28 protein-coding genes are annotated in these 26843 nt (G+C 70.7%); 7 read left to right on the forward strand and 21 right to left on the reverse strand.

What is annotated here, in order from left to right; all coding sequences use genetic code 11:
• Nucleotides 1-41: 41 nt before the first annotated feature.
• From fbaA to ACFXPK_RS24845, 6 genes are all read right to left on the reverse strand, one after another.
• The gene (gene fbaA / locus ACFXPK_RS24820) at nucleotides 42-1073 is read right to left on the reverse strand and encodes a class II fructose-bisphosphate aldolase (RefSeq protein WP_385008125.1); all 1032 of its coding nucleotides are present in this window, start codon (nucleotides 1071-1073) and stop codon (nucleotides 42-44) included.
• A gap of 192 nt (nucleotides 1074-1265) precedes the next feature.
• A complete protein-coding gene (gene pyrE / locus ACFXPK_RS24825; protein WP_385001062.1) occupies nucleotides 1266-1802 on the reverse strand; it encodes an orotate phosphoribosyltransferase in 537 nt (178 codons plus the stop codon).
• Nucleotides 1803-1835: 33 nt separating this feature from the next.
• Nucleotides 1836-2660, reverse strand: coding sequence for an aldose 1-epimerase (locus ACFXPK_RS24830; RefSeq protein ID WP_385078713.1), 825 nt, complete (start codon nucleotides 2658-2660; stop codon nucleotides 1836-1838).
• A gap of 9 nt (nucleotides 2661-2669) precedes the next feature.
• Nucleotides 2670-3674 carry an SRPBCC family protein gene (locus tag ACFXPK_RS24835; RefSeq protein WP_385078716.1) on the reverse strand — a complete coding sequence of 335 codons (1005 nt, stop codon included), beginning with the start codon at nucleotides 3672-3674 and terminating at the stop codon, nucleotides 2670-2672.
• 147 nt (nucleotides 3675-3821) lie between these two features.
• Nucleotides 3822-5444, reverse strand: coding sequence for a polyamine aminopropyltransferase (locus ACFXPK_RS24840; RefSeq protein ID WP_385001053.1), 1623 nt, complete (start codon nucleotides 5442-5444; stop codon nucleotides 3822-3824).
• 36 nt (nucleotides 5445-5480) lie between these two features.
• Nucleotides 5481-6017 carry a DUF2617 family protein gene (locus ACFXPK_RS24845; RefSeq protein ID WP_385001050.1) on the reverse strand — a complete coding sequence of 179 codons (537 nt, stop codon included), beginning with the start codon at nucleotides 6015-6017 and terminating at the stop codon, nucleotides 5481-5483.
• 874 nt (nucleotides 6018-6891) lie between these two features.
• Here ACFXPK_RS24845 and ACFXPK_RS24850 point away from each other — a divergent pair.
• Entirely contained in the window at nucleotides 6892-8043 is a 1152-nt protein-coding gene (locus tag ACFXPK_RS24850) for a pyridoxal phosphate-dependent aminotransferase (protein ID WP_385078719.1), read from the forward strand.
• A gap of 21 nt (nucleotides 8044-8064) precedes the next feature.
• On the opposite strand, the gene ACFXPK_RS24855 is transcribed toward ACFXPK_RS24850, so the two are convergent.
• Both ACFXPK_RS24855 and ACFXPK_RS24860 read right to left on the reverse strand, forming a co-directional pair.
• Nucleotides 8065-8676, reverse strand: a complete 612-nt coding sequence (locus ACFXPK_RS24855) for a DUF6879 family protein (RefSeq protein WP_385001044.1) — start codon at nucleotides 8674-8676, stop codon at nucleotides 8065-8067.
• The gene (locus ACFXPK_RS24860; RefSeq protein ID WP_385001041.1) at nucleotides 8669-8938 is read right to left on the reverse strand and encodes a hypothetical protein; all 270 of its coding nucleotides are present in this window, start codon (nucleotides 8936-8938) and stop codon (nucleotides 8669-8671) included. The genes ACFXPK_RS24855 and ACFXPK_RS24860 overlap by 8 nt, the downstream gene beginning before the upstream one ends.
• Nucleotides 8939-9175: 237 nt before the next feature.
• Here ACFXPK_RS24860 and ACFXPK_RS24865 point away from each other — a divergent pair, with 237 nt between their 5' ends.
• Together ACFXPK_RS24865 and ACFXPK_RS24870 are read left to right on the forward strand one after the other, a co-directional pair.
• Nucleotides 9176-9589: a hypothetical protein gene (locus tag ACFXPK_RS24865; protein WP_385001035.1), complete on the forward strand. Its 414-nt coding sequence runs from the start codon at nucleotides 9176-9178 to the stop codon at nucleotides 9587-9589.
• Between the two features lie 8 nt (nucleotides 9590-9597).
• The gene (locus ACFXPK_RS24870; protein WP_385078722.1) at nucleotides 9598-11745 is read left to right on the forward strand and encodes a tetratricopeptide repeat protein; all 2148 of its coding nucleotides are present in this window, start codon (nucleotides 9598-9600) and stop codon (nucleotides 11743-11745) included.
• 130 nt (nucleotides 11746-11875) lie between these two features.
• Here the strand turns inward: ACFXPK_RS24870 and ACFXPK_RS24875 are convergent, their stop codons facing one another.
• From ACFXPK_RS24875 to ACFXPK_RS24895, 5 genes are all read right to left on the reverse strand, one after another.
• Nucleotides 11876-12052, reverse strand: a complete 177-nt coding sequence (locus tag ACFXPK_RS24875) for a hypothetical protein (protein ID WP_385078725.1) — start codon at nucleotides 12050-12052, stop codon at nucleotides 11876-11878.
• Nucleotides 12053-12116: 64 nt separating this feature from the next.
• On the reverse strand, nucleotides 12117-12374 hold the full coding sequence (locus ACFXPK_RS24880) for a hypothetical protein (protein WP_385001026.1): 258 nt from the start codon (nucleotides 12372-12374) through the stop codon (nucleotides 12117-12119).
• Nucleotides 12371-12718, reverse strand: coding sequence for a hypothetical protein (locus ACFXPK_RS24885; RefSeq protein ID WP_385001023.1), 348 nt, complete (start codon nucleotides 12716-12718; stop codon nucleotides 12371-12373). Before ACFXPK_RS24885 ends, ACFXPK_RS24880 begins: the two co-directional genes overlap by 4 nt.
• Nucleotides 12719-12804: 86 nt before the next feature.
• On the reverse strand, nucleotides 12805-13824 hold the full coding sequence (locus tag ACFXPK_RS24890; protein ID WP_385078729.1) for a helix-turn-helix domain-containing protein: 1020 nt from the start codon (nucleotides 13822-13824) through the stop codon (nucleotides 12805-12807).
• A 212-nt stretch (nucleotides 13825-14036) separates the two neighbouring features.
• Entirely contained in the window at nucleotides 14037-14519 is a 483-nt protein-coding gene (locus tag ACFXPK_RS24895) for an ATP-binding protein (RefSeq protein WP_385078732.1), read from the reverse strand.
• 160 nt (nucleotides 14520-14679) lie between these two features.
• Between ACFXPK_RS24895 and ACFXPK_RS24900 the strand changes: the two genes are divergently transcribed.
• Nucleotides 14680-15555 carry a helix-turn-helix domain-containing protein gene (locus ACFXPK_RS24900; RefSeq protein WP_385078735.1) on the forward strand — a complete coding sequence of 292 codons (876 nt, stop codon included), beginning with the start codon at nucleotides 14680-14682 and terminating at the stop codon, nucleotides 15553-15555.
• Nucleotides 15552-15761 (forward strand): DUF397 domain-containing protein, encoded by a 210-nt coding sequence (locus ACFXPK_RS24905; RefSeq protein WP_385078737.1) that lies wholly within the window; start codon nucleotides 15552-15554, stop codon nucleotides 15759-15761. The genes ACFXPK_RS24900 and ACFXPK_RS24905 overlap by 4 nt, the downstream gene beginning before the upstream one ends.
• A gap of 79 nt (nucleotides 15762-15840) precedes the next feature.
• On the opposite strand, the gene ACFXPK_RS24910 is transcribed toward ACFXPK_RS24905, so the two are convergent.
• The 4 genes from ACFXPK_RS24910 to ACFXPK_RS24925 are packed head-to-tail and all read right to left on the reverse strand — an operon-like array spanning nucleotide 15841 to nucleotide 19163.
• Entirely contained in the window at nucleotides 15841-17004 is a 1164-nt protein-coding gene (locus tag ACFXPK_RS24910; RefSeq protein WP_385078740.1) for a cysteine desulfurase family protein, read from the reverse strand.
• The gene (locus ACFXPK_RS24915) at nucleotides 17001-17945 is read right to left on the reverse strand and encodes a hypothetical protein (protein WP_385078743.1); all 945 of its coding nucleotides are present in this window, start codon (nucleotides 17943-17945) and stop codon (nucleotides 17001-17003) included. Before ACFXPK_RS24915 ends, ACFXPK_RS24910 begins: the two co-directional genes overlap by 4 nt.
• A gap of 34 nt (nucleotides 17946-17979) precedes the next feature.
• Complete coding sequence (locus tag ACFXPK_RS24920) at nucleotides 17980-18600, reverse strand: hypothetical protein (protein WP_385078746.1); 621 nt, start codon at nucleotides 18598-18600, stop codon at nucleotides 17980-17982.
• Between the two features lie 5 nt (nucleotides 18601-18605).
• Entirely contained in the window at nucleotides 18606-19163 is a 558-nt protein-coding gene (locus ACFXPK_RS24925; RefSeq protein WP_385078749.1) for a hypothetical protein, read from the reverse strand.
• A 207-nt stretch (nucleotides 19164-19370) separates the two neighbouring features.
• Between ACFXPK_RS24925 and ACFXPK_RS24930 the strand changes: the two genes are divergently transcribed.
• Together ACFXPK_RS24930 and ACFXPK_RS24935 are read left to right on the forward strand one after the other, a co-directional pair.
• Nucleotides 19371-20432, forward strand: a complete 1062-nt coding sequence (locus tag ACFXPK_RS24930) for a LysR family transcriptional regulator (RefSeq protein WP_385078752.1) — start codon at nucleotides 19371-19373, stop codon at nucleotides 20430-20432.
• A gap of 22 nt (nucleotides 20433-20454) precedes the next feature.
• On the forward strand, nucleotides 20455-21792 hold the full coding sequence (locus tag ACFXPK_RS24935; RefSeq protein WP_385078755.1) for an endonuclease/exonuclease/phosphatase family protein: 1338 nt from the start codon (nucleotides 20455-20457) through the stop codon (nucleotides 21790-21792).
• A 76-nt stretch (nucleotides 21793-21868) separates the two neighbouring features.
• Here the strand turns inward: ACFXPK_RS24935 and ACFXPK_RS24940 are convergent, their stop codons facing one another.
• From ACFXPK_RS24940 to clpB, 4 genes are all read right to left on the reverse strand, one after another.
• The gene (locus ACFXPK_RS24940; RefSeq protein WP_385078758.1) at nucleotides 21869-22195 is read right to left on the reverse strand and encodes a hypothetical protein; all 327 of its coding nucleotides are present in this window, start codon (nucleotides 22193-22195) and stop codon (nucleotides 21869-21871) included.
• 299 nt (nucleotides 22196-22494) lie between these two features.
• Nucleotides 22495-23022 (reverse strand): YbjN domain-containing protein, encoded by a 528-nt coding sequence (locus tag ACFXPK_RS24945; RefSeq protein ID WP_385001009.1) that lies wholly within the window; start codon nucleotides 23020-23022, stop codon nucleotides 22495-22497.
• Between the two features lie 81 nt (nucleotides 23023-23103).
• Entirely contained in the window at nucleotides 23104-23346 is a 243-nt protein-coding gene (locus ACFXPK_RS24950; protein WP_385078769.1) for an RloB domain-containing protein, read from the reverse strand.
• 378 nt (nucleotides 23347-23724) lie between these two features.
• Nucleotides 23725-26340, reverse strand: a complete 2616-nt coding sequence (gene clpB / locus ACFXPK_RS24955; protein WP_385001006.1) for an ATP-dependent chaperone ClpB — start codon at nucleotides 26338-26340, stop codon at nucleotides 23725-23727.
• Nucleotides 26341-26843 lie beyond the last annotated feature (503 nt).

A 26843-nucleotide genomic window follows, 5' to 3' on the forward strand; every position in this document is an offset into this window, starting at 1 on the left:
CTTGCACCGTGGTCACGGTGCCGGGCCCGACGCGCGGAGAACTACTTGATCCTGGTGCCCGTGGAGCGCAGCGCGGCGCACGCCTCGGTGACGCGCTTCGCCATGCCGGCCTCGGCCAGCTTGCCCCAGGTGCGGGGGTCGTACGTCTTCTTCGAGCCGACCTCGCCGTCGACCTTCAGCACACCGTCGTAGTTGCGCAGCACGTGGTCCGCGACCGGCCGCGTGAAGGCGTACTGCGTGTCGGTGTCGAGGTTCATCTTCACGACGCCGTTCTCCAGCGCCGTGGCGATCTCCTCGGCCGTGGAGCCGGAGCCGCCGTGGAAGACGAAGTCGAACGGCTGGCTGCCCGCGGCCTTGCCGTACTTGGCGCCGACGCCTTCCTGGAGGTCCTTGAGCAGCTCGGGACGGAGCACGACATTGCCCGGCTTGTAGACGCCGTGGACATTGCCGAAGGACGCGGCCAGCAGGTAGCGGCCCTTCTCGCCCAGGCCCAGCGCCTCGGCCGTACGCAGCGCGTCGTCGACGGTCGTGTACAGCTCGTCGTTGATCTCGTGGGTGACGCCGTCCTCCTCGCCGCCGGTCGGGGTGATCTCGACCTCAAGGATGATCCTGGCGGCGGCGGCCTGGGCGAGCAGCTCCTCACCGATGGACAGGTTGTCCGCCAGCGTCTCGGCGGAGCCGTCCCACATGTGCGACTGGAAGAGCGGGTTCCGGCCGGCCTTCACGCGCTCGGCGGAGACGTCGAGCAGCGGGCGGACATAGCTGTCGAGCTTGTCCTTGGGGCAGTGGTCGGTGTGGAGCGCGACGGTGATGTCGTACTTGGCGGCGACGATGTGCGCGAACTCGGCGAGCGCGACCGCACCGGTCACCATGTCCTTGTTGTACTGACCGCCCAGGAACTCAGCGCCACCGGTCGACATCTGAATGATGCCGTCGCTCTCGGCCTCCGCGAAGCCGCGCAGCGCGGCGTGCAGGGTCTGGGACGAGGTCACATTGATGGCCGGGTAGGCGAACTTGCCTGCCTTCGCCCGGTCCAGCATCTCGGCGTAGACCTCGGGGGTTGCGATGGGCATCGGGCCGCTCCTTGTGATGTGCGGGTGTGAGGTGCTTGTCCCTGACCTGGGGGCGACATCGTCGTCGGCCCCATCTTTCCAGACTCTCCCGTGGGGTCCACGGTGAGTACGGCGCGGGGCTCCGCAGGCCGTTCCGCCGGCCGTTTCACGTGAAACGGCCGACGACCACCGAAGCCGGTGGAAAAGCCCAGGTCAGAGCCCCAGCTCGTCGAGTGCGTAGACGTTCAGGTAGGGCAGTCCGGCCGCCGCGACGGCGGGGGCCGCACCGCGCTCCACGATGACGGCGACGGCGACGACCTCGCCGCCCGCCTCCCGTACCGCCTCGACGGCCGTCAGCGGCGAACCGCCGGTGGTCGAGGTGTCCTCGACCACCAGGCAGCGCCGTCCCTTGACCTCCGTGCCCTCGATCCGGCGCTGGAGGCCGTGCGCCTTCTGCGCCTTGCGGACGACGAACGCGTCGAGCCGCTGCCCGCGCGCGGCGGAGGCGTGCAGCATCGCGGTCGCCACCGGGTCGGCGCCCAGCGTCAGCCCGCCCACGCAGTCGAAGTCCAGCTCGGCGGTGGCGTCCAGCATGACCTGACCGACCAGCGGTGCGGCATGACCGTCCAGCGTGATCCGGCGCAGGTCGATGTACCAGTCGGCCTCGATCCCCGAGGAGAGGGTCACCTTGCCGTGGACCACGGCCTTGTCCTTGATCAGTTGGAGCAGCTCAGCCCGTACGTCAGTCATGCCCATGAGCTTAAGCCGTCCCTTCCCCGGTCCTCAGAGCCGTCGCCACTGCCAGGTGGTGGCCATCTCCAGCGGCTCCAGCGGGGTGACCAGCCGGGGCGCGCTGTTGAGCCCGTTCGGCGGACCGGACTGCGGCTCGACGCAGACGGCCTCGTCCTGCTCGTCGTAGATCACGGCCCATTCGGCGGGGCTGGTGACCTTCAGTTCGAGCTGGCCGGGCCAGGTCAGCGTGGCGGCCACGCCGTCCGGCATCCCGAAGCAGTCGTCCCAGGGGCCGGGGCGCGGCGGGATCCGGCGGCCGGTGGGCAGATGGTCCGGGCCCCGCTCCTCCTGCCAGTCGGCGGCGAAGTCGAGCTTCACGCCGCCGCCCTCCGCCGCGCCGCCACCGGGGCCGCCGTCCCCGAGGGTGCGGGAGAACCAGGGGTGCCAGCCCGCCTGCGCGGGGAAGGAGGTGTCGTACGTCTCCACCCCGAGCCGGAGGGTCAGCGAGTCCGGGGCCAGCTCCACGATCTGCGTCACCAGCCCGCTGTACGGCCAGGGCTCGGCCAGGTCGTAGGTGAACGCCGCCTCGCTGTCGCCCACCCGCGCGGTGCGCCACGCCGTGTCCCTGCCGGTGCCGTGGATGGCGTGTGGCGGGGAGTTCAGGGGCATCTGGTGGAGCACCCCGCCGTTGCGGAACTGCCCGTGCTCGATCCGGCCGCACCAGGGCACCATCGGGAAGCAGCCGTACCGCTCCCCTTGGCGCAGCACTTCCGTCCCGCCGATGCGCAGACTGCTGATCCGGCAGCCGTTCGCCGGGGTGATGGTCAACTCGGCGTCGCCCGCCGCCAGTCGGATGCTCTCTTCGCTGCTACTCACACTCCGACACTACTTGCGCCGCCGCAGCGCGCGGCCGACCACCACGGCGGAGGCGAGCGCGAGTGCGGCGGCGGGCGCGATCCAGCGCAGCGCTCCCCCGCCCTCGGCGGCGTCGGGCGCGGGCACGGGGGCGTACCGGCCACGCGGCGGCGCGTGGTCGACCTCCTCGGCGCTGCGCCCGATCATGGTCCGCCTGGCGTGCGCGGCCTCGGCGGGCGGCTCCTCGAAGGGCACGTCGGGGATCGTGAAGTCGCCCTCGCCGGAGGTGGTGGCCCCGTCGAGCGAGGACGGCGGCACCTCGACGTCGAAGACGGAGTCGACGTCGTCATCGGCGCCGGTGCTGGCGCCGGTGTCGCCCGAGGCATCGGAGTCGTCCGAGCCGGAGGCGGCGTCGTCGGAGGCGGCGGAGTCGTCCGAGCGGGGGCCGGATTCCGCGCCGGAGCCGGAGGCCGCGTCGGAGCCGGAGCCGGAAGCGGTATCCGAGCCCGAACCGGCAGCCGAGCCGGCGGCGGGGCCCGGAGCGGGCGCGGCGTCCGGCCCGGGGCCTTCGCCGGGGGAGCCCTCCTGGCCGGGTGGGTGCTCCTCCCGGGCCGACTCCTCGCCCAGCCTCACGACGAAGCGCTCCAGCAGCCGCTGCCCCGCCGCCGTCACCGCCCCGGTGTCCAGCTCGGCCAGCCGGCCGTCCGCACGCGCGCCGCCGGTGAGCGTGACCGTCGTACCGCCGGGGGCCTCCGTCAGCCCGAGCGTGAGCGTGAGCTTGGCGGAACCGGAGCCCCGGACCTCCGTGCCCACTGCCTCGGCCTCGAACCGCCCGTCCCGTTCGGCGAGCGTCAGCGCGCCGCGGTAGGTGATCGTATGGCCGCCGATACGGATCTTGAGCCGCCCGGAGAGCGGCCCGGCCGACGCGTCGGCGTCCTGCTGGAGCCCTGGTACGCACCGGGCGACCCGGGCGGGGTCCCGCAGCGTCTGCCGAAGGGTCTCTGCCGAAACCGGAACGAACACCTCATGCTCCATGGAAGCCGAGCCTACTCAGAGGTCGCCGCCGAGGCAGCCCCTTTGCCCCACTCCACGTACAACGCTCCCGCACCACAACACCCACCCCTTCGCTCGCCCCCCGCACTCAGCCTCTTTCCCTTCCCCCCTCCCCCTTCTCCCCCTCCGCTACCCTCCGTACCGCGGATGCACCAGCGTCGACGACGGCAGCCCCGCCACCCTCGTACGCTCCACCCCCCGCCGTCCCGCCGTCAGCGCCTGCGCCGACGACCGGAGCCGCGGCGCGTCCGGCGCCAGCCCGAGCACGGGCCGCGCGCCCACCTCCGCCAGCTCGAACCCCCAGTCGCTCACCTCCGGTCTGCCGTCCTTCACCCGGTCGGGCCCCGCCGCGAAGCCGGACGGGCCGCCCGTGGCGCGGTAGGGCGTCGTACCGAACCCGGCGGCGCGCAGCGTCGCGTCCACCGTCCAGTACGTACGCGGGTCGGTCTCGGGTGAACCCGCGTGGACCGCCAGCCGCCCGCCCCGCGCGAGGACGTGCGAGGCCAGCCCGTAGAACTCCTCGGAGTAGAGCTTCGTGCTGGCCGTGATGCCGGGGTTGGGCAGATCCGAGATGACCACGTCGTACGCGCCCGCCCCGGCCCGCTCCGCCTCCCTCAGCCAGGTGAACGCGTCCGCCGACACCTCCCGCAGCCGCGGGTCGTCGTACGCGTGCCCGTTCAGCTCCGCCAGGGCCGGGTCCGTACGCGCGAGCCGGACGACGCCCGGGTCCAGCTCGACCAGGGTGACCGTGTGGACGTCCCGATAGCGCAGGACCTCGCGCGCGGCCAGTCCGTCGCCCCCGCCGAGGATCAGCACCCGCGCGTGGGGCCCGCGCATCGCGGGGTGCACCAGCGCCTCGTGGTAGCGGTACTCGTCGCGGCCGCTGACCCGCAGCCGCCCGTCCAGATACAGCTCCAGCGGCTCGCCGCCCGCGCCCGCCCCCGGGCCCGCGCCCGTGAGCACCACTTCCTGGATGTCGGTGTGCAGGGCGACCCGCACCCCGTCGCCGTAGAGCGCGCGCCGCGCCGCCCGTTCGAAGTCGTCGACCTCGACCGCCGCCGTGGCCAGCACGGCGAGCACCAGCACATTGACCGCCAGCAGCAGCCGGCGCGAGCGCCGCGTCAGATCGCGCCCGAAGAGCCACAGCACGAGCGCGGCGCCCGCCACCGCGTTGACCGCGCCCGTCACCAGCGCGCCGGTGAGCTGCCCGAGCCAGGGCAGCAGCAGGAACGGGAAGGCGAGCCCGCCGACGAGCGCGCCCACGTAGTCCGCGGCGAAGAGGTCGGCGACCGTGCCCTCCGCGTCCTGGCGGGAGAACCGCTGGATGAGCGTCATCAGCAGCGGGATCTCCGCCCCGATGAGCACCCCGATGGCCAGCGAGAAGCCCACCAGCGCGTACCGCGACTCGCCCACCCACACGAAGCTCATGTACAGCACGAGCGCCGAACAGCCGCCCAGCAGCGCCAGCGCCGCCTCCAGCAGCCCGAAGCCGAAGGCCGCCCGGCAGCGCAGCCGCTTCGCGAGCAGCGAGCCGACGCCCATCGCGAAGACCATCACCGACAGGACCACGGACGCCTGGGTGACGGAGTCCCCGATCAGATACGAGGCGAGCGCGACCAGCTCCAGCTCGTACACCAGTCCGCACGCGGCGCACACGAAGACGACGGAGAGGATCAGGAACCGTCCCGCACCCGCGCGCACGGGCAGCCGTGTCTCACCCTGGGGCGGCGACGACACGGGCTGCTGGATCATGCACGTAACGCTACGTCACGAATTCATTGCGGTTTGTCACCCACACGGCTGAATCTCCCGCGCCGCAGGCATACGGACCCTGATACGCGTCCGGGTGACCACCAGGCGCCCCTCCTGGGGGTACGCATGCCAGGTGCGCCACCGGACATGGCTCTCGTCGCGCTGCGCGAGCATCGCGGTGAAGGCGTTCGGGGCCCCGGGGAACGTCCCCGCTAGGCCGTTCGGGTGGTCGGCGACCAGGGCGAGCAGTTCCTGCGCGCGGCCGGCGAACGAGTTGCGCGACAGCGTCTCGACGCGCGCGGCGAATTCGTACTCCCATTCCCCGAGGCGCTTGGACACACCGAGCGGCAGGGGCGTGCTGCTGCCCGGCATACAGGCGACGGTCTCGGAGCAGGTGCCGCCCTGCTCCTCAAGAAGTACCTGGTGGGAGGCGCCGAGCAGTCTCAACTGGAGCCCGGCACCGGCGAGATCGAGATCCAGGACAGCCAGGGCGGGAACCGGCTCCCGGCCCAACTCCCAGGCCAGATCGGCCGCGCGGGTGTCGGTGTAGGCGGTATTGAGGGTGGTGAGCATGGGTCGGCTCCGCAAACACGCTTGACGGGTGGACCGGGGATGTCCCGGACGGAGAGCTACGGAACTCGTGGAGGAGATCGCCCGCTCGGCGCCATATCAGGTCCGAGGGCTGGAAGCTCTCAAGAGGGAGGGAATCACGAAGTACGCGACGCTCACAGTGTTTTTACCCAACTTGACGGGGTTTCCATCCCCTAGGGGGCCCAGGGGTTCAACTGTTCAACCCATTCCGCCACCACCGCCCCCCGCCGGGCCGCACACAGAGGTCCCGCGGAGGCGAACCTCCGCGGGACCTGTCTTTCCGGTGGGTCAGCTGCCCCGTGTCAGCTGCCCCCGCCGCATCCCCCGCCCCCGCCGCCACCGCAGGAGGACCCGCCTCCGCCGCAGGACGAGTGTCCACCGCTCCCGCACGACGACTGCCCGCCGGCCGAGCCGCACCCGGCGGCGGACCCGCCGGCCGCGCCACCGCCGCCGGCCCACCAACTTCCGTTGGAAGAGCGCCGCTTCGAGCCCTTGGGCCACTTGTTCCTCCGCGACCGCGCGGACCGCGCCGTACCGCGGTCACGCGCCGCGTACCGGCCGTTCGCCGCGTACCGCGACTTCTTCCCGCCGGCCGTCCCGGACCGTCGCCGGTCCCTGCCGCTGCGCACACTCGACACGACCCCGACGAACGCGACCGCGACCAGAACCACCACCACTCCCACGCCGAGCATGGGCCTCACCGTCCTCACTGTCCCCCGAGCGTTCCCCCGAAGCGAGCCCCCACCACCTCGGGCGGCGGACCTCGCACTGACGTGCGTGCATCGGTTGTCCCCCCGGCGCCCGGCGCCCAAAGCCGACTTGAGCAAGTCCAGAGGTTCGGCGCAGGATGACCGCCATGACCAAAGACTGGCTCGGCGGCACCACGATCTTCGCGGAGATGTCGGCCCTGGCCGCCCGCACCGGAGCGATCAACCTCGGCCAGGGCTTCCCGGACACCGACGGGCCCGAAGCCGTCAGAGAGGCCGCGGTACGGGCGCTGCGCGACGGCAAGGGCAACCAGTACCCGCCCGGCCCCGGCATCCCCGAACTGCGCACCGCGATCGCCGGCCACCAGCGACTGCGGTACGGCCTGACGTACGACCCCGACACCGAGGTCCTGGTCACCGCGGGCGCCACGGAGGCCATCGCCGCCGCCCTGCTCGCCCTGGCCGGCCAAGGCGACGAGGTGATCGCCCTGGAGCCGTACTACGACTCGTACGCCGCCTGCATCGGCATGGCGGGCGCCACCCGCGTCCCGGTCACCCTGCGCCCCCGCGACGGCGCGTACCACCTGGACCTCGACGAACTGCGCGACGCGATCACCGACCGCACCCGCATCCTCCTCCTCAACACCCCGCACAACCCCACGGGCACCGTCCTCACCCCCGCCGAACTGGCCGCCGTCGCCGCCCTCGCCGTGGAACGCGATCTGCTGGTCGTCACCGACGAGGTCTACGAACACCTGGTCTACGACGGCGCCCACCTCCCGATCGCCACCCTCCCCGGCATGCGGGAGCGCACCCTGACGATCAGCAGCGCCGGCAAGACCTTCTCGTTCACGGGCTGGAAGGTGGGCTGGGTGACGGGCCCGCCCGCCCTGGTCACGGCGGTGCGCTCGGCGAAGCAGTTCCTGACGTACGTCAGCGCGGGCCCGTTCCAGTACGCGATCGCGGAAGCCCTACAGCTCCCCCAGACCTACTTCGACACCCTGCGCACCGACCTCCGCACCCAGCGCGACCTGCTCTGCGCGGGCCTGGAGACAGCCGGCTTCGAGGTCTACCGCCCGGCGGCCACCTACTTCGTCACCACGGACATCCGCCCCCTCGGCGAGACCGACGGCTTCGCCTTCTGCCGCGCACTCCCCGAGCGGTGCGGAGTCGTCGCCGTCCCGAACGCGGTCTTCTACGACCACCAGAAGGAAGGCGCCCCCTTCGTACGCTTCGCGTTCTGCAAACGCCCCGCCGTCCTCGAAGAGGCCATCGGCCGCCTGCGCCGCCTGTCGTCCTGACCGCACGGCGAACGGCCCGGCTCAGGGGGTGACGTCCGGCGGCGGGAGCGGGGCGATCTCGCGGTCGAAGAAGGCGGCGTACTCCTCCCCCCGCGCGTAGAGCCGGTCGAAGCCGGCCGAGGTCTCCGCGATCAGCTCCGCGTCGGTGTAGTGCCGGGCCCCCGCCGCGTTCCCGTCGTGGTCGTACCGCACCTCGAACATGGCGACGTCACCGAGGATCACCACCTCGGGGACCTCGCGCCGCTCCTCGATGTCCGCGATCGTCCTGGCGTCGAGCAGACGGATCCGGTCCCCCACCTCGACGCGCAGCCGCAGCACATGCAATTCCCACTGCACATAGGGCGTCACCGGGAACTCCACCACGCGCAGGCGCCGTTGCAGCACGCCGAGCCGGTCCACTTCCCCGACCTGCCCGGCATAGGCGTCGCGCTTCTCCTCGATGAGCGAAAGCGCCTCGCCCCAGCGTCCGGCCGCGAACGCCTCCCAGCTCGGAAACCCGCGCTCCTTGAAATGCTGGCCGCGCTCCAGCTTGTTGAGATGCCCAATTCCGCTCTTGAGCGTCCGGTAGTACTCCTCGTGATAATGCGGACGGTCCAGTCGGGTCGAAATGCCCTGGGGAAATGAATCAAACATTGGGGATGTCCCGCTTCGCCGCGATGAGCATGCTCCTCGGAATCACCACGAGTCGCTCATCGGGGCCGATGGAAACCCCGGCAGGCAGCCTCGTACCGAGAGAATTCGACAAGTCCCGCCCGATGACGGCGACATCACCGTTCTCCAGCTCCCACAGGTCGGGGCAGTCGGGGGTGTCCGAGGTGACCCCCAACTCCTGCGGTGACGCGCCGATCCGCCGCAGGAATTTCGTCTCGGGATCCGCTTCCCATGGTCTTTCCACAGCCGCCTCCCTCTGTTCGGGCCCGAACGAAGCAACGCTAGCACCGCATGCAGACACCTCTATGGAATTTCGTACGGGCATCGAAAGCAACAGGCCATTTCGAATCATGACGTGCACGTGGACGCGTAGCCGTCCGGAACCCGTGGGGCTCGGTCCGTGGACCGGAATCGTGGTGTCGACGCCCGGGTACTCCCTACGTAGAGTTGTGGCCGAGTCGCCTGGTGCGGGGAGAGAGACATGGATCCGGAGATCGGTTCACTCGCTCAGAGCGGTGGAGCCACGCTGGTCGCCCTGATGGCGACCGATGCGTGGCAGGCGGCCCGTGAGGGATTCGTCCAGTTGTGGCGACGCGCGCACCCTGAGCGCGCCGACGCGATCACCGCCGAACTGGACGCGGGGCACTCGGAGGTACGCGCCGCCACCGTGGCCGACGACCAGGTGGTGCTGGGCGAGGTGCGTACCGAATGGCAGGGCAGGTTGCGGCGCCTGCTCGCCGGGCGCCCCGAGGCCGCCGCGGAGCTGCGGCGGCTGCTGGACGAGATCTCCCCCGCGGCCCCGGCGGCGGACACATCCGTCGCACAACGCGCCACCGTCTCCGGGCACGCCCGTGTCTACCAGGCAGGTCGGGATCAGCACATCACCGAACGATGAGCGGTGACATGGACGGTCGCGCCCAGGACGCGGGCCGCGTGTACCAGACGACGGGCGACCAGCACATCACCGAACACCACTACGGAAGCCACGGTCCCGCCGCCCTGGGCGGACCCGATTCCGTCCGCCGCCCGGCGGTCGGACGTACGCCCGTGGCCCTGCGCGACCGCAGCGAGGTGCTGACGCGGCTACGGGAGGGCCTCACCTCGGGCCGAGGGGCCGGGGTGTACGTCCTGCACGGCATGGGTGGCTGCGGCAAGACCGCCGTCGCCCAGGCGTTCTTCGACATCGCCACCGGGGAGTACGGACGGGTGGGCCTGTGGGTCAACGCCGCCGACCGGGCCGCCCTCCGCGCCGGCATGCTCGCGGCCGCGGCGGACCGGGGCGCGCGTGACAGCGAACTGCTCGCCGCCCACCAGGGACACCGCCCTGCCGCGGATCTCGTCTGGCACTATCTGGACCGGTCGCCCGAGCCCTGGCTCCTGGTCCTCGACAACGCCGACGACCCCGCGATCCTCCGCGACGGAAGCTGGCTGCGTGGCAGTACGCGCGGCACGGTGCTCGTCACCACCCGCAGTGCGGCGGCCCGCTGGTGGCCGGGTGCCGAACTTCAGCACATCGGCGTACTCCCCCGCGAGGACGCCGCCCGCGTGCTGTGCGATCTCGCTCCCCACCGAGGCACGATGGAGCAGGCGGCGGAGGTCGCGGAACGGCTGGGACGACTGCCTTTGGCACTGACGCTCGCGGGCGGGTTCCTCGCCCATCAGGTCATCGATCCCTGGCCCATGGACCTGTACGGCCGACGGCTCGCAGGAGACGAAGCGGTGGACCTCATCGACCAGGGCGCGGACGACCTGACGGAGGAGGACCCCCGGCATCTGGTGGGCCGGACATGGCAGCTCACCCTCGATACGTTCGAGGGGCGCGGACGACCACAGCCGGTATCCCTGCTGAGGCTCCTCTCCCGCCTGGCGCCCGAGCCGCTGCCGCTCTCCGTCCTGAACCGCGCGGAGATCAGCGCGGTCCTCCCCCTGGCGCGCACCGAAACCGCCCTGCGGGCACTGGTCGACCATTCGCTGACCCAACTGATCGACGTCGGGGGCCTGTGGTGCGCGCACAGCCACGGGGTGCTCCTCGACACGGTCGCCGCCGCGACGCCCCCGGCGGATCTTCCCGTACTCGACGCGACAGCCGTCCGGTTGCTGGACGCCGCCGTCCCGGCGATCCCGGCGGCCGGACCGTACGATCCCCGCCTGCGCCTGCTCGCACCGCACGCCCTCGCTCTCCTGCGGAAGACCGCCGAACCGTCCGGCGCCGCGGGTGCGCTGGACGTCGCCACGCGCCTCGCCACGGCTCTCCATCGCACCGGGGACTATCTCTCCGCCTGGGAGACCGCAGGTGCGGCGGCCACGCTCGCGGAACGGACGCTCGGCGCGGAACACCGGCTGGTGCTCGCCGCCCACGCCAGGACGGGACGCTCGCTCTTCCGGCTGGGGAGGTACGCGGAGGCGGAGCCGTTGCTCCGCCGGGTCCGTTCCACCCAGGCCGGACTGTTCGGAGCCGACGACCCTGACACCTTGGACACGGGCCAAGGGCTGCAACTCGTCCTCGGCAACCACGGCAGACGGGAGGAAGCCGTCACGCTCCTCCGGTCCGTCGTGGCGGGCCGGCAGACCGTACTGGGGCCCTGGCATCCCTCGACCCTGCGCTCGCGCGTCAGCCTGCTGGCGATGCTCAGCGCGGAGGAGATCGCGGCCGAGGCCGAGGCCGACGAGACGTTTCTGGCGCTGCCGAGCACCTGCGCCCTGCATCTGGGGCCGGACCACGCCGTCACGCTGAGCGCTCGACACAACCACGCCCGGGCCCAGTTCGTACTCGGCCACCACCAGGCGGCCGACGACGAGATCCGCCAGGTCGTCGAGGACTACCGACGAGTGCTGGGACCTGCCTACCCGGCCGTCCTCGCGGCCCGGCAGCTCCACGCTCAGACCCGGACCGCGCTGGGACGGGCGGAGACCGGAGCCGAACTCATGGCCGAGGTCGTCGCCGGCCGCGAGCGCAGCCTGGGCGCGGAGCATCACTTCACCGTGGTGAGCCGGGAGTTGCTGGAAGACATCAGATCCGGCCGGTGGCGGCCGCCCCGGCCGCCGGGGTGACGGCTCCGCTCCGTACACCGACGCACGAGGCTCAGGCACGGCGCACGACGTCGTTCGCGGGCCCGATGAGCCAGCGAAAAGTGATCGACCAAAGGGCCGATCACCTTGAAGTCGCGCACAACCATCCGATTCAGTCCGAATCCGCCGGTCCGAATCCGGACCGGCCGACGCCAGGCATGGGTGCACCCGGCGGCGCGGAACCGCTCTCGTGCTCCAGGTTGCCGCTCGCCCGGTGGTGCCGGGCGGACGGATCGGGGCGGCGGGCGATCTCGATGTCCCGCGCCCAGGCCGGCACCCAGCTCCGCACCGGGCCGGGTGTACTCAGTGATCCGCGTGATACAGCGACCGAGTACCTCAGTGGCCACCGCACATCAGAAGCCGAGGTACGTGATCTGGACGATGTAGACGTGCTCGCTGCGTACGACGATCTGGTAGGTGAACATGCCACCGGGAACGGGTAGATTCCCGCCCTTCGGATCAAGACCTTCATGGCTTCGGCCGTGCACGTACAGCGCCTCGGCCGCTCTGACCAATTCCCCCGCCTTCGCTTCCACTCCGGCCAGGAAGGAGCGCGGTGCGGTGCGGGCCGCTTCCTCCGCCCCGAAGACGTACTCCCAGGTCCAGCTCAAGCGCGTACTGCCTTCATGGCCTCGTCCAGGACCGCGGTCAGCTCCCGGAGGGCCTCCTGGGCAACGTTCGGATCCTCGTGCTCCAGGTTGCCGCTCGCCCGGTGGTGCCGGGCGGACAGATCGGGGCGGCGGGCGATCTCGATGTCCCGCGCCCAGGCCAGCACCCAGCTCCGCACCGGACTGAGCGACTGCCACTCGACGGCCTTGGCGAACGCCTCGTCCTTCGTCCGCTGCATCTCGGCCAGGCTGCCGGGGGCGACGACAGCAAGGGCGGCACGCAGGGCGTCCGGCGTCTGCTCGGGGCGGGGGACCAGCTCGTGTCCGTGATCGGCCTGAGTGCTCATGATGTCCTCCTGGGAGTGCACAGGCCAGGTTAACCGTCCGGGACGGCTGGGACATGTTGTCGCGAACATGGGTGTGAAGGTCCTGTTCATGGGCGGATGAGAACGCCGGGATCGGCCCGGTGGGGCATCTCGGACGGCTCCTCATCCGTGGCTGGGTTGACCGTGGGCCTGGTGGGGCGGCACTCCCCGCACCGCCCGGCTTCCGGGGCGCGGAAGGCCCGGTCGCAGTGGTCGCAGTTCTGGAGCGGGTGCCGGACGGGTTCCGGGGCGGCCGGTGCGCGGAACGGGGGCGGGGGTGGTAACTGGGCGGTCAGGCGGTACGCCAGTAGGGCGGCCGGGCGGCGCGGCCCTTCGGGCGGCAGGTCGGCGGTCAGGGCGTGGCACACGGCGTCGGGCGGTACGTCGCGCTCCAGCCAGGCGGCGACACCGGGCGCCAGGTGCGAGGTGTCGCAGGCGGAGAGGAGAAAACGGGGGTCGTGGACGCGCAGGCCGGCGAGGAGGTCCGTGGCCGCCCGGAGGAGATCCGGGGAGGAGTAGCCGGGCTGCGGTACGGCGGGCAGGGGCCGCCGCTTCTTCCGGGGCGCGGTGGGTGCGGTGTCCGCCTGGTGCGCCGGTGAAGCCTGCGGGCGCGGGGCGCGGACCGGTGTTGCGACGCGTGCGGGCGCTGCGGTCGTACGGTGCCGGGCCGCCGCCGGCTGGTTGCAGGAGATCGTACGGGTGACGATCCGGCCGCCGGGGGTACGTTCGCGGACCCGGCGCAGATAGCCGTGCGTCTCAAGTTCGCGCAGCCCGGCGGCGATACGGGTGGCCCCCTCGGGGAAGCGGTCGGCGAGGGTCTTGATGTCCACGCGGGCGCCGGTGGGCAGCGACTGGATGTGCAGAGCGAGGCCCATGGCGAGCAGAGACAGCTCGCGGTGCTGGGCGAGGTGGTTGCCGATCACCGTGAAGCGGGTGGTGTGGCGGGAGTTGTCGTGCGTGACACCGGCGGGATGAGCGGCCGGGGCCGGGGGCCGAACGCGGGGACGCGGGTTAGCCCGTAAGGGGCGTCGTCCGCCGGCAACGGCTGACGGGGCGCCCGAAGGCGCGCTAGTGTTTCGACTATCCATCAGGAAGGTGCTTTCTTCCTCGTTGGTCAGGCCCTCGATCGGGATCGCTAGTCCCGGCCGGGGGCCGACGTATGTCTGCGGTGGTGTGTCCGCTCCCGCTGAGCGTAAGGCAGCCGGGGGACACGAAATCCAGCCCGACCAGGGATGTTCACCCGCCCGAGTGAGTGTGGGCGACGGGCGGGTGGGGTGGGGCTTGGCGGGTTTCTTTCTCCTCACGTTCCTTGGGGAAGACCACGCGCACCACCGGAACCCGACGGATCGGGTTCCGGTCCCGCGCAACGCACCTCCGCCCACACGGTCTTGCGCGGGAAGAGCCCCTCGGTGACCCCCCACCGGTCGGCCAGCGCGTCCACGAGCAACAGCCCACGCCCCGACTCGGCCTCGCAGGGCGGCCGTTGGAGTACGGGCAGGCGTTCCCGCCGGGTGTCCGCGACCTCGATACGGAGAACGTCCCCGGCAAGACGCAACGTGAGCCGGAAGTCCCGCCCGGCTACGCGGCCATGGCTCGCGGCGTTGGCGGCCAGCTCGGCCACGAGGAGCCGCCCGGGGTCCGACGGGAGCCCCCAGTCCCGGAGTTGACTCTCCGCGAGCAGACGAGCGAGGCGGGCACCCCGGCGCGTGGAGGAAAGCAGCACGCTGAAGGCAGGGACGGGCTGATCGAGTTGAGCCGAGGTCTCGGCTTTTCCATGAATCACATCACTCAGCGTGGCCGAATCTGCTTACCCTGAGGAGTGACGGAGCGGTTGCGTACGGTCACTGTCCGGCTCTTGTCCGGTGCTGTCCTGACTGTCCGCGCGGTTCCTACGGGTAGGGCGCAGGGCGCCGAGGGACGGCGCGGCAGAACGGAGGAGCACGGTGTCGGTGGACGTCGAGGCGGAGCAACCGAGGGACGAGGCGGACGAGCCGGGGTGGGAGGTGGACCCGGACGACGAATGGGGGGTAGCCGTCATCACCACGGTGGGGCGGCAGTTGAAGCTTCGCCGCGAGGCGGCGGGGATGCGCGCCGCCGAGTTCGGCAAGGCGGTCGGCTACGGCGAGGACATGGTCTACAAGATCGAAGGCGGCAAGCGGATCCCTCGGCAGGACTTCCTGAACGCGGCGGACGGGGTGCTGGGCGCGGATGGCCTCATCGCGGCGACGTGGGAGGACGTGAAGAGGGTCCGGTACCCGAAGAAGGTTCGGGATCTGGGGAAGTTGGAAGCCCAGGCGGTCGAGATCGGCGTGTACGAGTGCAACATCATCGCCGGGCTGTTGCAGACGCCCGAGCACGCACGGGCCGTGATCCAGGCCGCGCAGCCACCGTACTCCCCGGATGATGTCGAACGCATGGTGGCCGCCCGTCTGGCTCGCCAGTCGGTCTTCGACCGCGCCCCGGCTCCGTCAATCCATTTCGTCCTGGAAGAGGCACCGCTGCGCCGACAGGTTGGGGGCACAATGGTGTGGCGACAACAGCTCGAACGTCTGCTGGAGGCGGGGCGGTTGCACAACGTCACACTTCAGATGATGCCGACCAACACCGAGGCACACCCCGGGCTGGACGGCAGGATCGATCTGCTGAAGTTCCCGGACGGTACAGCGGTAGGGCGCTCCGACGGCCTGTTCAACGGGCGGCCCGTCTCCGATCCGAAGCACCTCCGCATCCTTGAGCTGCAATATGGCACCATCCGAGCGCAGGCCCTCCCCCCACGGGAGTCGTTGGCCTTCATCGAAAGACTTCTGGGAGAGACATGATGCGCAAGGCCTCCGCCGGGGACGCCTCCGAACTGAGTTGGTTCAAGAGCAGCTACAGCGGCGGTACCAACGGCGAGTCATGCGTCGAGATCGCCACCACCCCCGGCACCGTCCACATCCGCGACTCGAAAACAGCCGGGGGCCCCCACCTGGCACTCGCGCCCCACGCCTGGGCCGACTTCGTCACGTACGCCCAGGCAGGCTGACCCCGCACGGACACGCGCGCAGGACCTCCCTCCACAGAGCTGGGATGGTGGCTCCGCAGAGGCGACGAGGCCGGGTGGGTCAGGCCGATCGGGCAGGCGCCGGTGCCATGGTGTGCGCCGCTCGTGCGAGGAGGTCGGCGGCCTGGTCGATGTCGGTGTCGGTGCTGGTGCGGCCCACGCTGAGGCGGAGGGTCGCGCGGGCCTGGGCCCGGGTGAGGCCGATGGCGGTGAGGACGTGGGAGGGTTCGCCGCTTCCCGTGTCGCAGGCCGAGCCGGTGGAAGCAGCGATGCCGCGGACGCGGTCGAGGAGATCGGCTGCCTCGATGCCGGGGAGGGTGAGGCTGAGGTTCCCCGGCAGCCGCCGGTGAGGGTGACCGTTGACCGTCGCGCCAGGAATCTCCGTCAGAAGGCGGCCTTGGAGCCGGTCGCGCAGGGCCCGGACACGGGGTGGCGGTGGGATGGCGCCGAGGGTGATGAGGTGGGCGGCGGCTCCGAAGCCGACGATCGCCGGGACGTTCGGGGTGCCTGCCCGCAGTCCGCGTTCCTGCCCGCCGCCGGTCTGCAGAGCGGTGACGCGCAGGCCGCGGCGTATGTAGAGGGCGCCGATGCCCTTGGGACCGTGGAGTTTGTGGGCAGACAGGGAGGCGAGGTCGACGCCGAGTTCCGTCACGTCCAACAGCCCGTGGCCGGCGCTCTGTGCGGCGTCGGTGTGCAGGACGATGCCACGTGGAGCGGTGATCCCGGCGATCGCCGCGAGCCGTTGCAGGGTGCCGATCTCGTTGTTGGCGTGCATCACCGAGACCAGCACCGTGTGCGGGGTGAGGACGGCGGCGATGTCTTCGGGGCGGACGCGGCCGTGACGGTCGACGGCGACACGGGTGGCTGTGTAGCCGTGGTGGTCGACGAGGCGCCGGCAGGCGGCGAGGACCGCCTTGTGCTCGATCGCGGTGGTGACGACATGCCCGCCGTGCGGGCGGGCGGCCAGGGCAGTACCGACGATGGCGAGGTGATCGGCCTCGGTGGCACCGGAGGTGAAGACGATCTCCAGCTCATTCCTCGCGCCGACCAGGTCGGCGACACGGCGCCGAGCGGTGCGGACGGCCCGTGCGGCTGCTTGCCCGAAGACGTGTGGACTGGAGGGGTTGCCGTACTCGCGGGTGAGATAGGGCAGCATCGCCTGGAGGACACGCTCGTCCATCGGGGTGGTCGCCTGGTGGTCGAGGTAGATCGGCTCGGTGGTCATGCGGCCCGCTCCTTGTCCCGGTCGGCGGCCGGCGCCGTCGTGGCGTACTTGCGTTCGCCGTCGACCAAGTCCCAGTAGACGGTGCGGGGCCCGTCGAAGACGGAGAACGCGGTGGCCAGGCAGTGCCAGTTCCTGTTCGGCTGGGACATGGCCAGGAAGAAGCCGTCCTCGAAGAGCCGGCGGCTGTGTCTGGCCAGGGCCTCGCGGGTCGACTGCGGTCCGAACAGGTGCAGGAAGCCTCGCTCCCGTAGCCAGGTCTCGGCGTGCGCGGCACCGACCGCACCCGCGAGGTGGCCACCGTCGGTGAGTGTCTGGGCCGCGAGCCGTTCAAGGCGCCGGTGACGGCGGGCCTCCTCACCGCCGGGACAGTGGTCCCCCGTGATCTTCCACTCGTGCCAGCGGGGCAGCTGGTAGTGAGCGAAGTCGACGTCGTCGAGGTGGGCGGACACCTGCGGCAGGATCTGGCCGCGGGTCAGGTCTGCGACGTCGTAACCAGGACCGAGGGCCTCCAGCGTGAGTGAGCCCGGTCGTCCGATCGCCGGCCGGTCCATGCGCATCAGGACGGTGAGTCTGTTGGTGAAGCGGTTGGTGGGCTCCGCAAGGATCACGGCCCGCCGTTCCGCCAGAAGCCCGGACGCCCTGAGCGGGATCTCCTCGACGGGGAAAGAGTTGCCGCCGCGGTAGTACTGCTTCTTCTCGGCTCCGCCGTCGGAACGGATCATCAGGGTGTCCTTGCCGGTGGCCGCGGCCAGCGCGCGGGCGGCGATACCGACCACGGTCGGACTGGTGCCCGGTTCCACGAGGCAGGCGTTCAGCACGGGCAGTTTCAGCGAGTGCAGCAAGGCCATGGTCTGCCACTTCGGCCAACGCCGGTCCTTCGTCGCCGAGGCCAGTTCGGCGGCGTCGAGCGCGTGCAACGTGCGGGGCAGGGCTGTCGCCATCGCACTGTTCCCCCTTCTCGTCTCATTCCTGGTCTCAGACGGCGTCCGCGACGTGCAGGTCGGCGGAGAGTTCCGCGAACGTGCGCGCACGGTGGACGGTGAAGGGGTGATCGCGCCAGTCGAAGAAGTCACCGATGCCGAGCTCGTCGGCACAGACGCGGCGTACGAACTGCCGCGGGAAGCCGGCCGAGGGCCAGTAGTAGTGCTCCCCGGGCCGCGGCGAGAGGTAGAGGTAGGAGCCGTTCGCGGCCGTCGGCAGGTCGGCCATCGAGCCGAGCCGCAGGCCGGGCCCGCCGGTCCTCTCGTAGGCGGTGGTGATCGCGTCCGGCGAGGGAACGGGAATGAGGTGCAGGTGGCAGTGGCTGCAACAAGAGGCGCCCAGCTCGCAGTCGCGCGGACCGTGTTCGGCGAGGATCACGGGTCCGTAGCGGGCCTGGATCAGCGCACGCATCTCCTCGGTCTCCGCAGCGACCCGGCCCAGGGCGGCCGGTGTGACGTCGGCGGCGGCATCCAGGTGATCCAGCGGCATGAACAGGCAGTAGCCCGGAGTGAGAGCGCCGACGGTGGGCAGGAGAACCCAGCCCCCGGTGGTCCGGGTGATGATCCGGGACGTCTTCTCGCAGGCGTGGAACTCGGCGCAGAACTGACAGTCCATCAACGTCACCTCCGGGACGGGCCGACGGAGTACTCATCGGCGTATCGGCTCTTCAGCTCGGCCTCTCGGCCGTAGAAGGGGTGGGGCTCGATGGCCTCGGCGCGGGGCCCCTCCAGGGCGAAGAGGAACAGACGGGCCAACGGCATGCCGTGGTGCAGCCGCAGGATGGCCGGACCGGTGTTGACCATCTCCACCGTCAGATATCCGTTCCAGCCGGGCAGCACGAACGGGCTGGTGACATGGACGGCGAGACCGACACGGGCGAGATGGCTGAGCCCGCCGATCATCCCCGTCAGTCCGGCGCCGAGCTGTAGGGGCTCCTCGACCGATCCCAGCAGCACCTCGCCGGGCCTCAGTTCGTGAGTCCTCCAGTCGGTGACCGGCTCTCCGTAAAGGGCGTCGATGCTGGACTGGTCGGCGAGATCGACCACCGGCCCGCCCGGTGCCACAAGAGGCTGCAATGTCGAGCCGAGCGTCAAGAGCAGAGCATCGCCGCGCAGTTGGCCGGGCCAGCGCAGGACGCCCTGGCCCCTCAGCCGGGTAATCGATGCGGCCGAAAGCATGACTCACCCCCGTGAGTTGGACACTGCCACCTTCAATGCCGTGCACTGCAAAGGTGGTTGATGAGATGTTCCCCGGGATGTTCCGGGATAGCCATATGTCCGATAGGACATTCAAAGGTTTTCTTGGGGCGAAATGCGGAGAAGTTCAGTTCTGCTGGCCGTACGGACAGTGCATGCTGGTCGAGGCCGCGTCCGAGGGAGGGCGTCATGGTGCCGTCGGAGCCGTTGAAGGTGCCGGGCCCGGAGGGGTTCCGTGCCGATCTCATGTCCTGTCCACCGGATCTGCTGGACCTGACCTGGGACCAGCTCAGAACCCTGATCGTCGTCAGCGATGCGGGGACCGCGCTCGCCGCGGCGAAGCTCCTCGGGCGTGAGCAGTCCAGCGTGCAGAAGCAGCTCGACATCCTCAACCGCAACTTTCAGGTGCTCACCGGCGAGTTGCTGGTGGTCAAGCAGGGCCGGGGCAAGGACTTCCTGTTCACCCCGACCGGGCAGGAGGTCGTCGAGCGGGCACGGGCCACCTTCGCCGACTGGTTGCAGGGCATCGCCGGCTCCCGCCGCCGGCTCGGCTCGACGCTGACGGTGGGGACCACCGAGTTCACCCTGGGCTTCCTGGGCCGAGTGTGGGAGCGGGTGGCCCCACAGCTGATGGAACGCGAGGTCGAGCTCAAGGTCGTACACGTGCGGACCCGCGACTTCTGGAATCGCCTGGACTCCAACCAGGTCGACCTGCTGTGCGGAGGCCTTGCGGCCGAGGCCGCGGATGAACGGGTCGCTCCGGACTACGACTTCCAGGAGTGGCATCGCGAAGGTCTGGCCCTGCTCACGAACCTGCCGGTCCGCGAACTCGCCGCGAGGACCATCAGCGCGGAGAGGCTGCGCACGCTGCCGCTGGTCATCCCCTCCCACGGGGTGATCACCGACTTCGTCGAGCGCTGGTACGGCCCGGACTTCCGCTCACGGTTGAAGATCGCAGCGGAGATCGACGACATCTACTACGGCTTGGCGCTGCTGCGGTCCCGCATGACCTACGGGTGCATGGTGTGTGCCCGCTCCATCGGCGAGGCCGCCGTCGACGGGCGTCTGCCCACCAGCGAGGAGTTCCGGCTGATCGACTTCGCCGACGACTTCTCGCCGACGCTCCAGCTGATCTCCGGTGTCTTCGCCCGCAAGGGGGAGCGCGAGATGTACGACGGCTCCCACCCGCTGAACGTCCTGTGGGACGCCTTCCGTGACGAGGCCGCCTCCGGCCGGCCCCTGCCCCTGTGACCACCTCCTTGGGAGAACCTTCGTGCTGCTGGCCTCGGTCAACCTCAACAAGCGCCTCGGCGCCTCCGGCGCCCGCTCCGGCCTCGCCGCGTGGTTGCGTGCGCACGGCGTGGACGTCGTCGTGGCCCAGGAACCGTTCACTCCCGCCGATCGGACACCGCCTGCACTCGGCGGCTTCACCTTCGCCGGCGGCGACGGACGCCTGGCCGTCTGGATCACCGAGGAGCTGTCCCCGCCCGCGGTGTCCTCCCCCCGGCCATGGGTCCAGCGGATCGAGCTGGAGTGGCTGATCGTCCTCCAGGTACATCTCGACGCCTACGCCGCCGCCTCCCGGACTGCCCAGCTCGCCGAACTCACCGCGATGGCCGCCGCCGAGAACGGCCGCCCGCTGCTCGTCTGCGGGGACTTCAACCTCGCCCCCCGTCCCGAGGACGGCCTGTTCGGCGAGGATTCCAGCACCTTCACCACCCCTGCCGAACGCGCGGCTCTGCGGCAGTTGACGCAGGAGTCCGGTCTGGTCGACACCACCGGGGGCGGGGCACCGCTCTTCACCTTCGAGCGTGTCTCATCCGGCAGGTCCAGCCGCTTCCGCTGCGACCTCGCTCTACTCAGCGACCACTTGACGGCGACGACCACCGTCGCCCCCGACTCGTCCGTGCGGACCGGACCCGCGGCGTTCACCGACCACTCCGCGCTGCTGATCGACCTGCCCGTCACTCTCCGGGCCGCCGAACCGCGGGACGTGCTTTTCGCCCTCGGCGACCTCACCGGCCGGGACTCGGCCGCGCCCACCGGGAGGGAGTACCAGTCTCATAAGACCGCCATGAGCCGCCAGGTCCCCTCCCCGGCCTCCCGGGCGGTGACCCGGTTTCTCACCGGCCCGCTGTCCGTCGCCAGCGTCCTGGACCACGGCTGCGGCCGCGGCACCGATGTCGCCCACTACCGCTCGGCGGGCCTGGACGCCGAAGGCTTCGACCCGTACGACGGCTTCGGCCGGCCCCGCCCCGACCGCACCGGCTTCGACCTGGTCACCTCGATGTTCGTCCTCAACGTGCTGCCTGACCCCTGGCAGCGGATCCAGGCCCTCAAGGACGCGGCGTCCTTCGCCCGCCCCGGCGGCCATGTCGTCGTCGTCACCCGCTCACCTGAAGAGATCGCCAGGGCCGCCGCGGACGGCGGCTGGGTCGCCCACCATGACGGCTTCTGGTCCAGCCGGAGCAAGGGGACCTTCCAGCGCGGCATGGACCACGGCGAGATCACCGCACTCGCCCGCCGGGCCGGACTCGTCCCCGCCGGTACGGCCCCCGTGCTGCCGCTGACCGGCGTCTGCCATGCCGTCCTTGCCAAGGCCGGGGGATGACCAGGAGGATGACCGGTGTGCGCGGAAACTTCCCCCGCTCACGCATGACGCCGCTCGCCCCATGGCGGCCGCGCCCTCAGCGGTTGCCCGTCCAGACGATCCGGTCGGCGAAGCCGCCCCGCTCATCGGCCTTGGCTTCGCGGATCTTCTCCAGCTGGTCCGCGTCGACCCCGAGATCCGCAGCGAGTGCCCGCACGACTTCCAGCACGTCCGCGAGCTCCTCGGGCGCCGACGCCCTGTCCGCTTCGAGGAACTCGGCGACTTCCTCACCGAGCTTGTCCCGCAGCCGACTGCGGTATTCCTCCGGGCTCGCGGTGTAGGTGACCGCCTCAGCACCGTCCTCCCGGATGATCTGTGGAATCCGGTCCCGAACCAACTTGCCGACTTTGCTGTAACGGTCCACCCGGTCGCTCTCCCGCGCCTGTCGCCGTGAGGCGGCCGTCAATCACCGCCCCTCCATGCCGACGCAGCCTAGGGAAGATGCCTCACAGCTCGCCATGCGAACCGCCAATCCCACCCGTTCGGGATTTCACCGACGCACGGACATCGTCGCGCACACGTGGGCCAGGCGGAGGTGTGGCCCCGTTCATGGAAGGTCAAGGCGCCGACCGGAATCCACGGGAGGAACGGCCCGGGACGCCGATGAGCCCGCCCCACCCGGGGACGGGCTCATCGGTTCGCCTGCGGCGGGAAGGACGTGGCTCAGACGTCCTCGGGCTTCTCGTCGCCGGGCTCCAGGCCGAACTGCTCCACGAGCCACTTGTCGAACTCGATCGAGGCGCGCACCCAGCTCACCGTCGACGACACGAAGTGCTCCAGGCTGACCCCCATGCCGATCAGCATCTGGGCCTCGCCGATGAGGCGGACGGTGGGCGGGCCGTCGCCCTCCTCGTGGATGTGGCTGTAGACCTTGGGCCACAGGGTGCGGCGGTTCCAGTCGTCGATCGCGTCGAGGATCTTGGACTTCTCCTCGATGGGGTGCGGCCGGTCGTAGAACGTCCGCACCGAGAAGACCTGCTGGTCCTCCTCGCCACGGAACATGAAGTAGGTACGGAACTCCTCCCAGGGAGCCGCGAGGTCACCCTCGTCGTCGACGACGTACTTCAGCTCCATCTGTTCCAGGAGCTGCTTGACCAGATCCTGGTCGGGGACGACGGGGCCCGCCGGTCCTTCACCCTGCGGTTGGGGCTGTCCCCCGAAATTCGGAATCGAGGACGGGTCGATGCTCACCGTGTATTTCCCTTCGTACGGTTCCTGCCATCCTCTCCCATCCCGGGCGGTCCCTGGCAAGCCCATCCGCGTCCGCACGGGTCATGGATTTGTCATGCGGTCCGTGAGCTGCCACACGCCCGTGGAGGGGTTACGGGCGTGCTCGGCCCCGGTGGGGTCCAGCTTCCGCGCCCGTTCCGCCGCCCGGCCCACCGCGTCGCGGTACTTCGCGAACGCGACGCGCGTCTTGTCGTAGCCGGGGACGTGCTTCTGGAGCAGTGGCAGAAGTTTCCGGTACGTGTCGACAAACGCGTGGTGGTCGGTGAAATGGAGCAGCAGCCACAGCTCGAAGCAGGGGGTTCAGACGGGGACCTTGATGCCGTACCCCTGGAGGTACTGGCGGCCGCAGACGACCAGCAGCGTCCGGGAGGACCGCCGGACCGGAGCGGGCCGGACCGCGCCGCCGGCCCGATCCCTCACGCGGAAACGCCTTCGCCCTGAGTCCCCCGGTGTTTCTTGAGCATGTCCTCGAAAGCCGTCTCCGGCAGGAGCGGTACGGCGCCGTAGTTGCCCGCCGGATAGCGGCGCTCGACGTTCTCGCCCTTGCGCGGCTTGAAGTCGCTGAGCGGAGAGAGCTCCGAGGCGCCCGTAGCGGCGCTCCTGCGGACAGGCCCGCCACCCCAGCGGGTGACGGGCCTGCCGAAGCCACCGGGCCGGGGCCGCCTACACCGTCTTCGCCAGGGACGGCGGCTCCGTCGCGCCCCTTCCGACCATCAGGCTGTCGCCGACGCGGTCCACCCGGACCGTGTCGCCGTCCGCGATGTCGCCCGCCAGGATCTCCTTCGCGAGCTGGTCGCCGATCGCCGTCTGGACCAGGCGGCGCAGGGGGCGGGCTCCGTAGGCCGGGTCGTTGCCCTCTTCCGCCAGCCAGGTGAGGGCCTCCGGAGTGACCTCCAGGGTGAGGCGGCGTTCCGCGAGGCGTTTGGCGAGGCGGGCGATCTGGAGGCCCGCGATATGGGCCAGCTCGTCCTGAGACAGGGCGGAGAAGACCACCAGGTCGTCCAGGCGGTTGAGGAATTCCGGCTTGAAGGAGGCCCGTACGGTCTGGAGGACCTGCTCCTTCTTGCGCTCCGGGGTGATCGTCGGGTCGACCAGGTACTGGCTGCCCAGGTTCGACGTCAGGATCAGGATGGTGTTGCGGAAGTCGACCGTCCGCCCCTGGCCGTCGGTGAGGCGGCCGTCGTCCAGGACCTGGAGCAGGACGTCGAAGACCTCGGGGTGGGCCTTCTCGACCTCGTCCAGGAGGACCACGGAGTACGGGCGCCGCCGTACCGCCTCGGTGAGCTGGCCGCCCTCCTCGTAGCCGACGTAGCCGGGGGGCGCGCCGACCAGGCGGGCCACGGAGTGCTTCTCGCCGTACTCGCTCATGTCGATACGGACCATGGCCCGCTCGTCGTCGAAGAGGAAGTCCGCGAGCGCCTTGGCCAGTTCGGTCTTGCCGACACCGGTCGGGCCGAGGAAGAGGAACGAGCCGGTGGGCCGGTCCGGGTCGGCGATACCGGCGCGGGTGCGGCGTACGGCGTCGGAGACGGCCTGGACCGCCTCGCTCTGGCCGATCAGCCGCTTGCCCAGCTCCTGCTCCATGCGCAGCAGCTTCTGCGTCTCGCCCTCCAGCAGCCGGCCCGCGGGGATACCGGTCCAGGAGCCGACGACGTCGGCGATGTCGTCCGGGCCGACCTCCTCCTTGACCATGGTGTCCTTGGCGGCCTCCTGCTCGGCCTCCGCCGCCGCCTCCAGCTCGCGCTCCAGGTTGGGGATCTCCCCGTAGAGCATCTTGGAGGCGGTGTCGAAGTCGCCGTCGCGCTGGGCGCGTTCGGCCTGGCCGCGCAGGTCGTCCAGGCGCTCCTTCAGTTCACCGACCCGGTTCAGGCCCTGCTTCTCCTTCTCCCAGCGGGCGGTGAGGCCGCGCAGCTCCTCCTCACGGTCGGCGAGGTCGCGGCGCAGCTTCTCCAGGCGCTGCTTGGAGGCGGGGTCCGACTCGTTCTTGAGGGCCAGCTCCTCCATGCGGAGGCGGTCCACGGAGCGCTGGAGCTCGTCGATCTCGACCGGTGAGGAGTCGATCTCCATACGGAGCCGGGACGCGGCCTCGTCGACCAGGTCGATGGCCTTGTCGGGGAGGAAGCGCGAGGTGATGTACCGGTCGGAGAGGGTCGCGGCGGCCACCAGGGCCGCGTCCGCGATCTGCACCTTGTGGTGGGCCTCGTACCGGCCCTTGAGACCGCGCAGGATCGCGATGGTGTCCTCGACGGTCGGCTCGGCGACCAGCACCTGCTGGAAGCGGCGCTCCAGCGCGGCGTCCTTCTCGATCCGCTCGCGGTACTCGTCGAGGGTGGTCGCGCCGACCATGCGCAGCTCGCCGCGGGCCAGCATCGGCTTGAGCATGTTGCCCGCGTCCATCGAGGAGTCGCCGCCGGCGCCCGCGCCGACGACGGTGTGCAGCTCGTCGATGAAGGTGATGATCTGCCCGTCGCTCTCCTTGATCTCGGAGAGGACGGTCTTGAGGCGTTCCTCGAACTCGCCGCGGTACTTGGCGCCCGCGACCATCGCGCCGAGGTCCAGCGAGACCAGCCGCTTGTTCTTCAGCGACTCCGGCACGTCGCCCTTGACGATGCGCTGCGCCAGTCCCTCGACCACGGCCGTCTTGCCGACGCCCGGTTCGCCGATCAGGACCGGGTTGTTCTTCGTACGGCGCGACAGCACCTGCACCACGCGCCGGATCTCCTGGTCCCGGCCGATGACCGGGTCGAGTTTGCCGTCGCGGGCGGCCGCGGTGAAATCGGTGCCGAACTTCTCCAGGGCCTTGTACTGGCCCTCCGGGTCCGGTGTGGTCACCCGGCGCCCTCCCCTTGCCTTTTCGAACGCGTCCAGGAGCCGGTCAGCCGCTGCCCCCTGCCGGGCCAGTATCTCCCCCGTCGGACCGCCCTTGGCGGCGATGCCGATGAGCAGGTGCTCGGTGGAGAGGTAGTCGTCGCCCAGCTCCTTCGCCCGGCGGCCCGCGTCGGCGATGACGGCGAGCAGGTCGCGGTTGGGCTGCGGGGGTGCGACGGTCGACCCGGTGACGCTGGGCCCGGCGGCGAGCAGCCGCTCCGTGGCCGCCCGTACGCCCGCCTGGTCGGCGTCGACGGCGGCCAGCAGGTCGGTGATGTTCTCGTTGTCCTGGCCCTCCAGCAGCGCGAGCAGCAGATGCGCGGGGGTCAGATCGGGATGCCCCGCCGCCACCGCCCGACTGGTGGCGGAGTTGATCGCATCCCGGCTCTTGTTGGTCAGCTCGGCGTCCACGTGGGCCCTCTCCTCCTTGCACGAGTTCTGCGCGCGTTCTCGCGTGATCCCTCACGGAACGATCACGTGATCCCTCACAGGATCCTCACGCGATCCCTTGCGTGATCCCCTACGGGTACGGGAAAACGCCGCTCCGGTCTCAACCGGCCCGCCGCATCCCTGACAGCGAGAACCTACGCAAAGTTGAGTCTATTCCACTCAAGGCTGACTCGGCTGGGCACCGCCCGGAAAAACCGCCCGCTCCCCCGATTTTCTCGCGTTCCGGCGCGCGCACCACCGGTACGGACCGCGAAAGGCCCGGCGCACGGGTGTCCGCGCGCCGGGCCGGGAAGACAGCGAAGGGTCCGCACCCACCCGGAGGGGGCCGGGCGGGATCCGGGAGGAATCCGGGAAGAATCCGGGCAGCGCAAACGGCGGGGCGCGGTGTTTGTTGAGACAGACGGGGCGGGGGGGGGGGGGCTGGGGGCGCCGGAGTTATATAAATAGAGTGCTGGTGAGAGTAA

Source organism: Streptomyces sp. NPDC059142 (assembly GCF_042755665.1).
Lineage (GTDB): Bacteria > Actinomycetota > Actinomycetes > Streptomycetales > Streptomycetaceae > Streptomyces.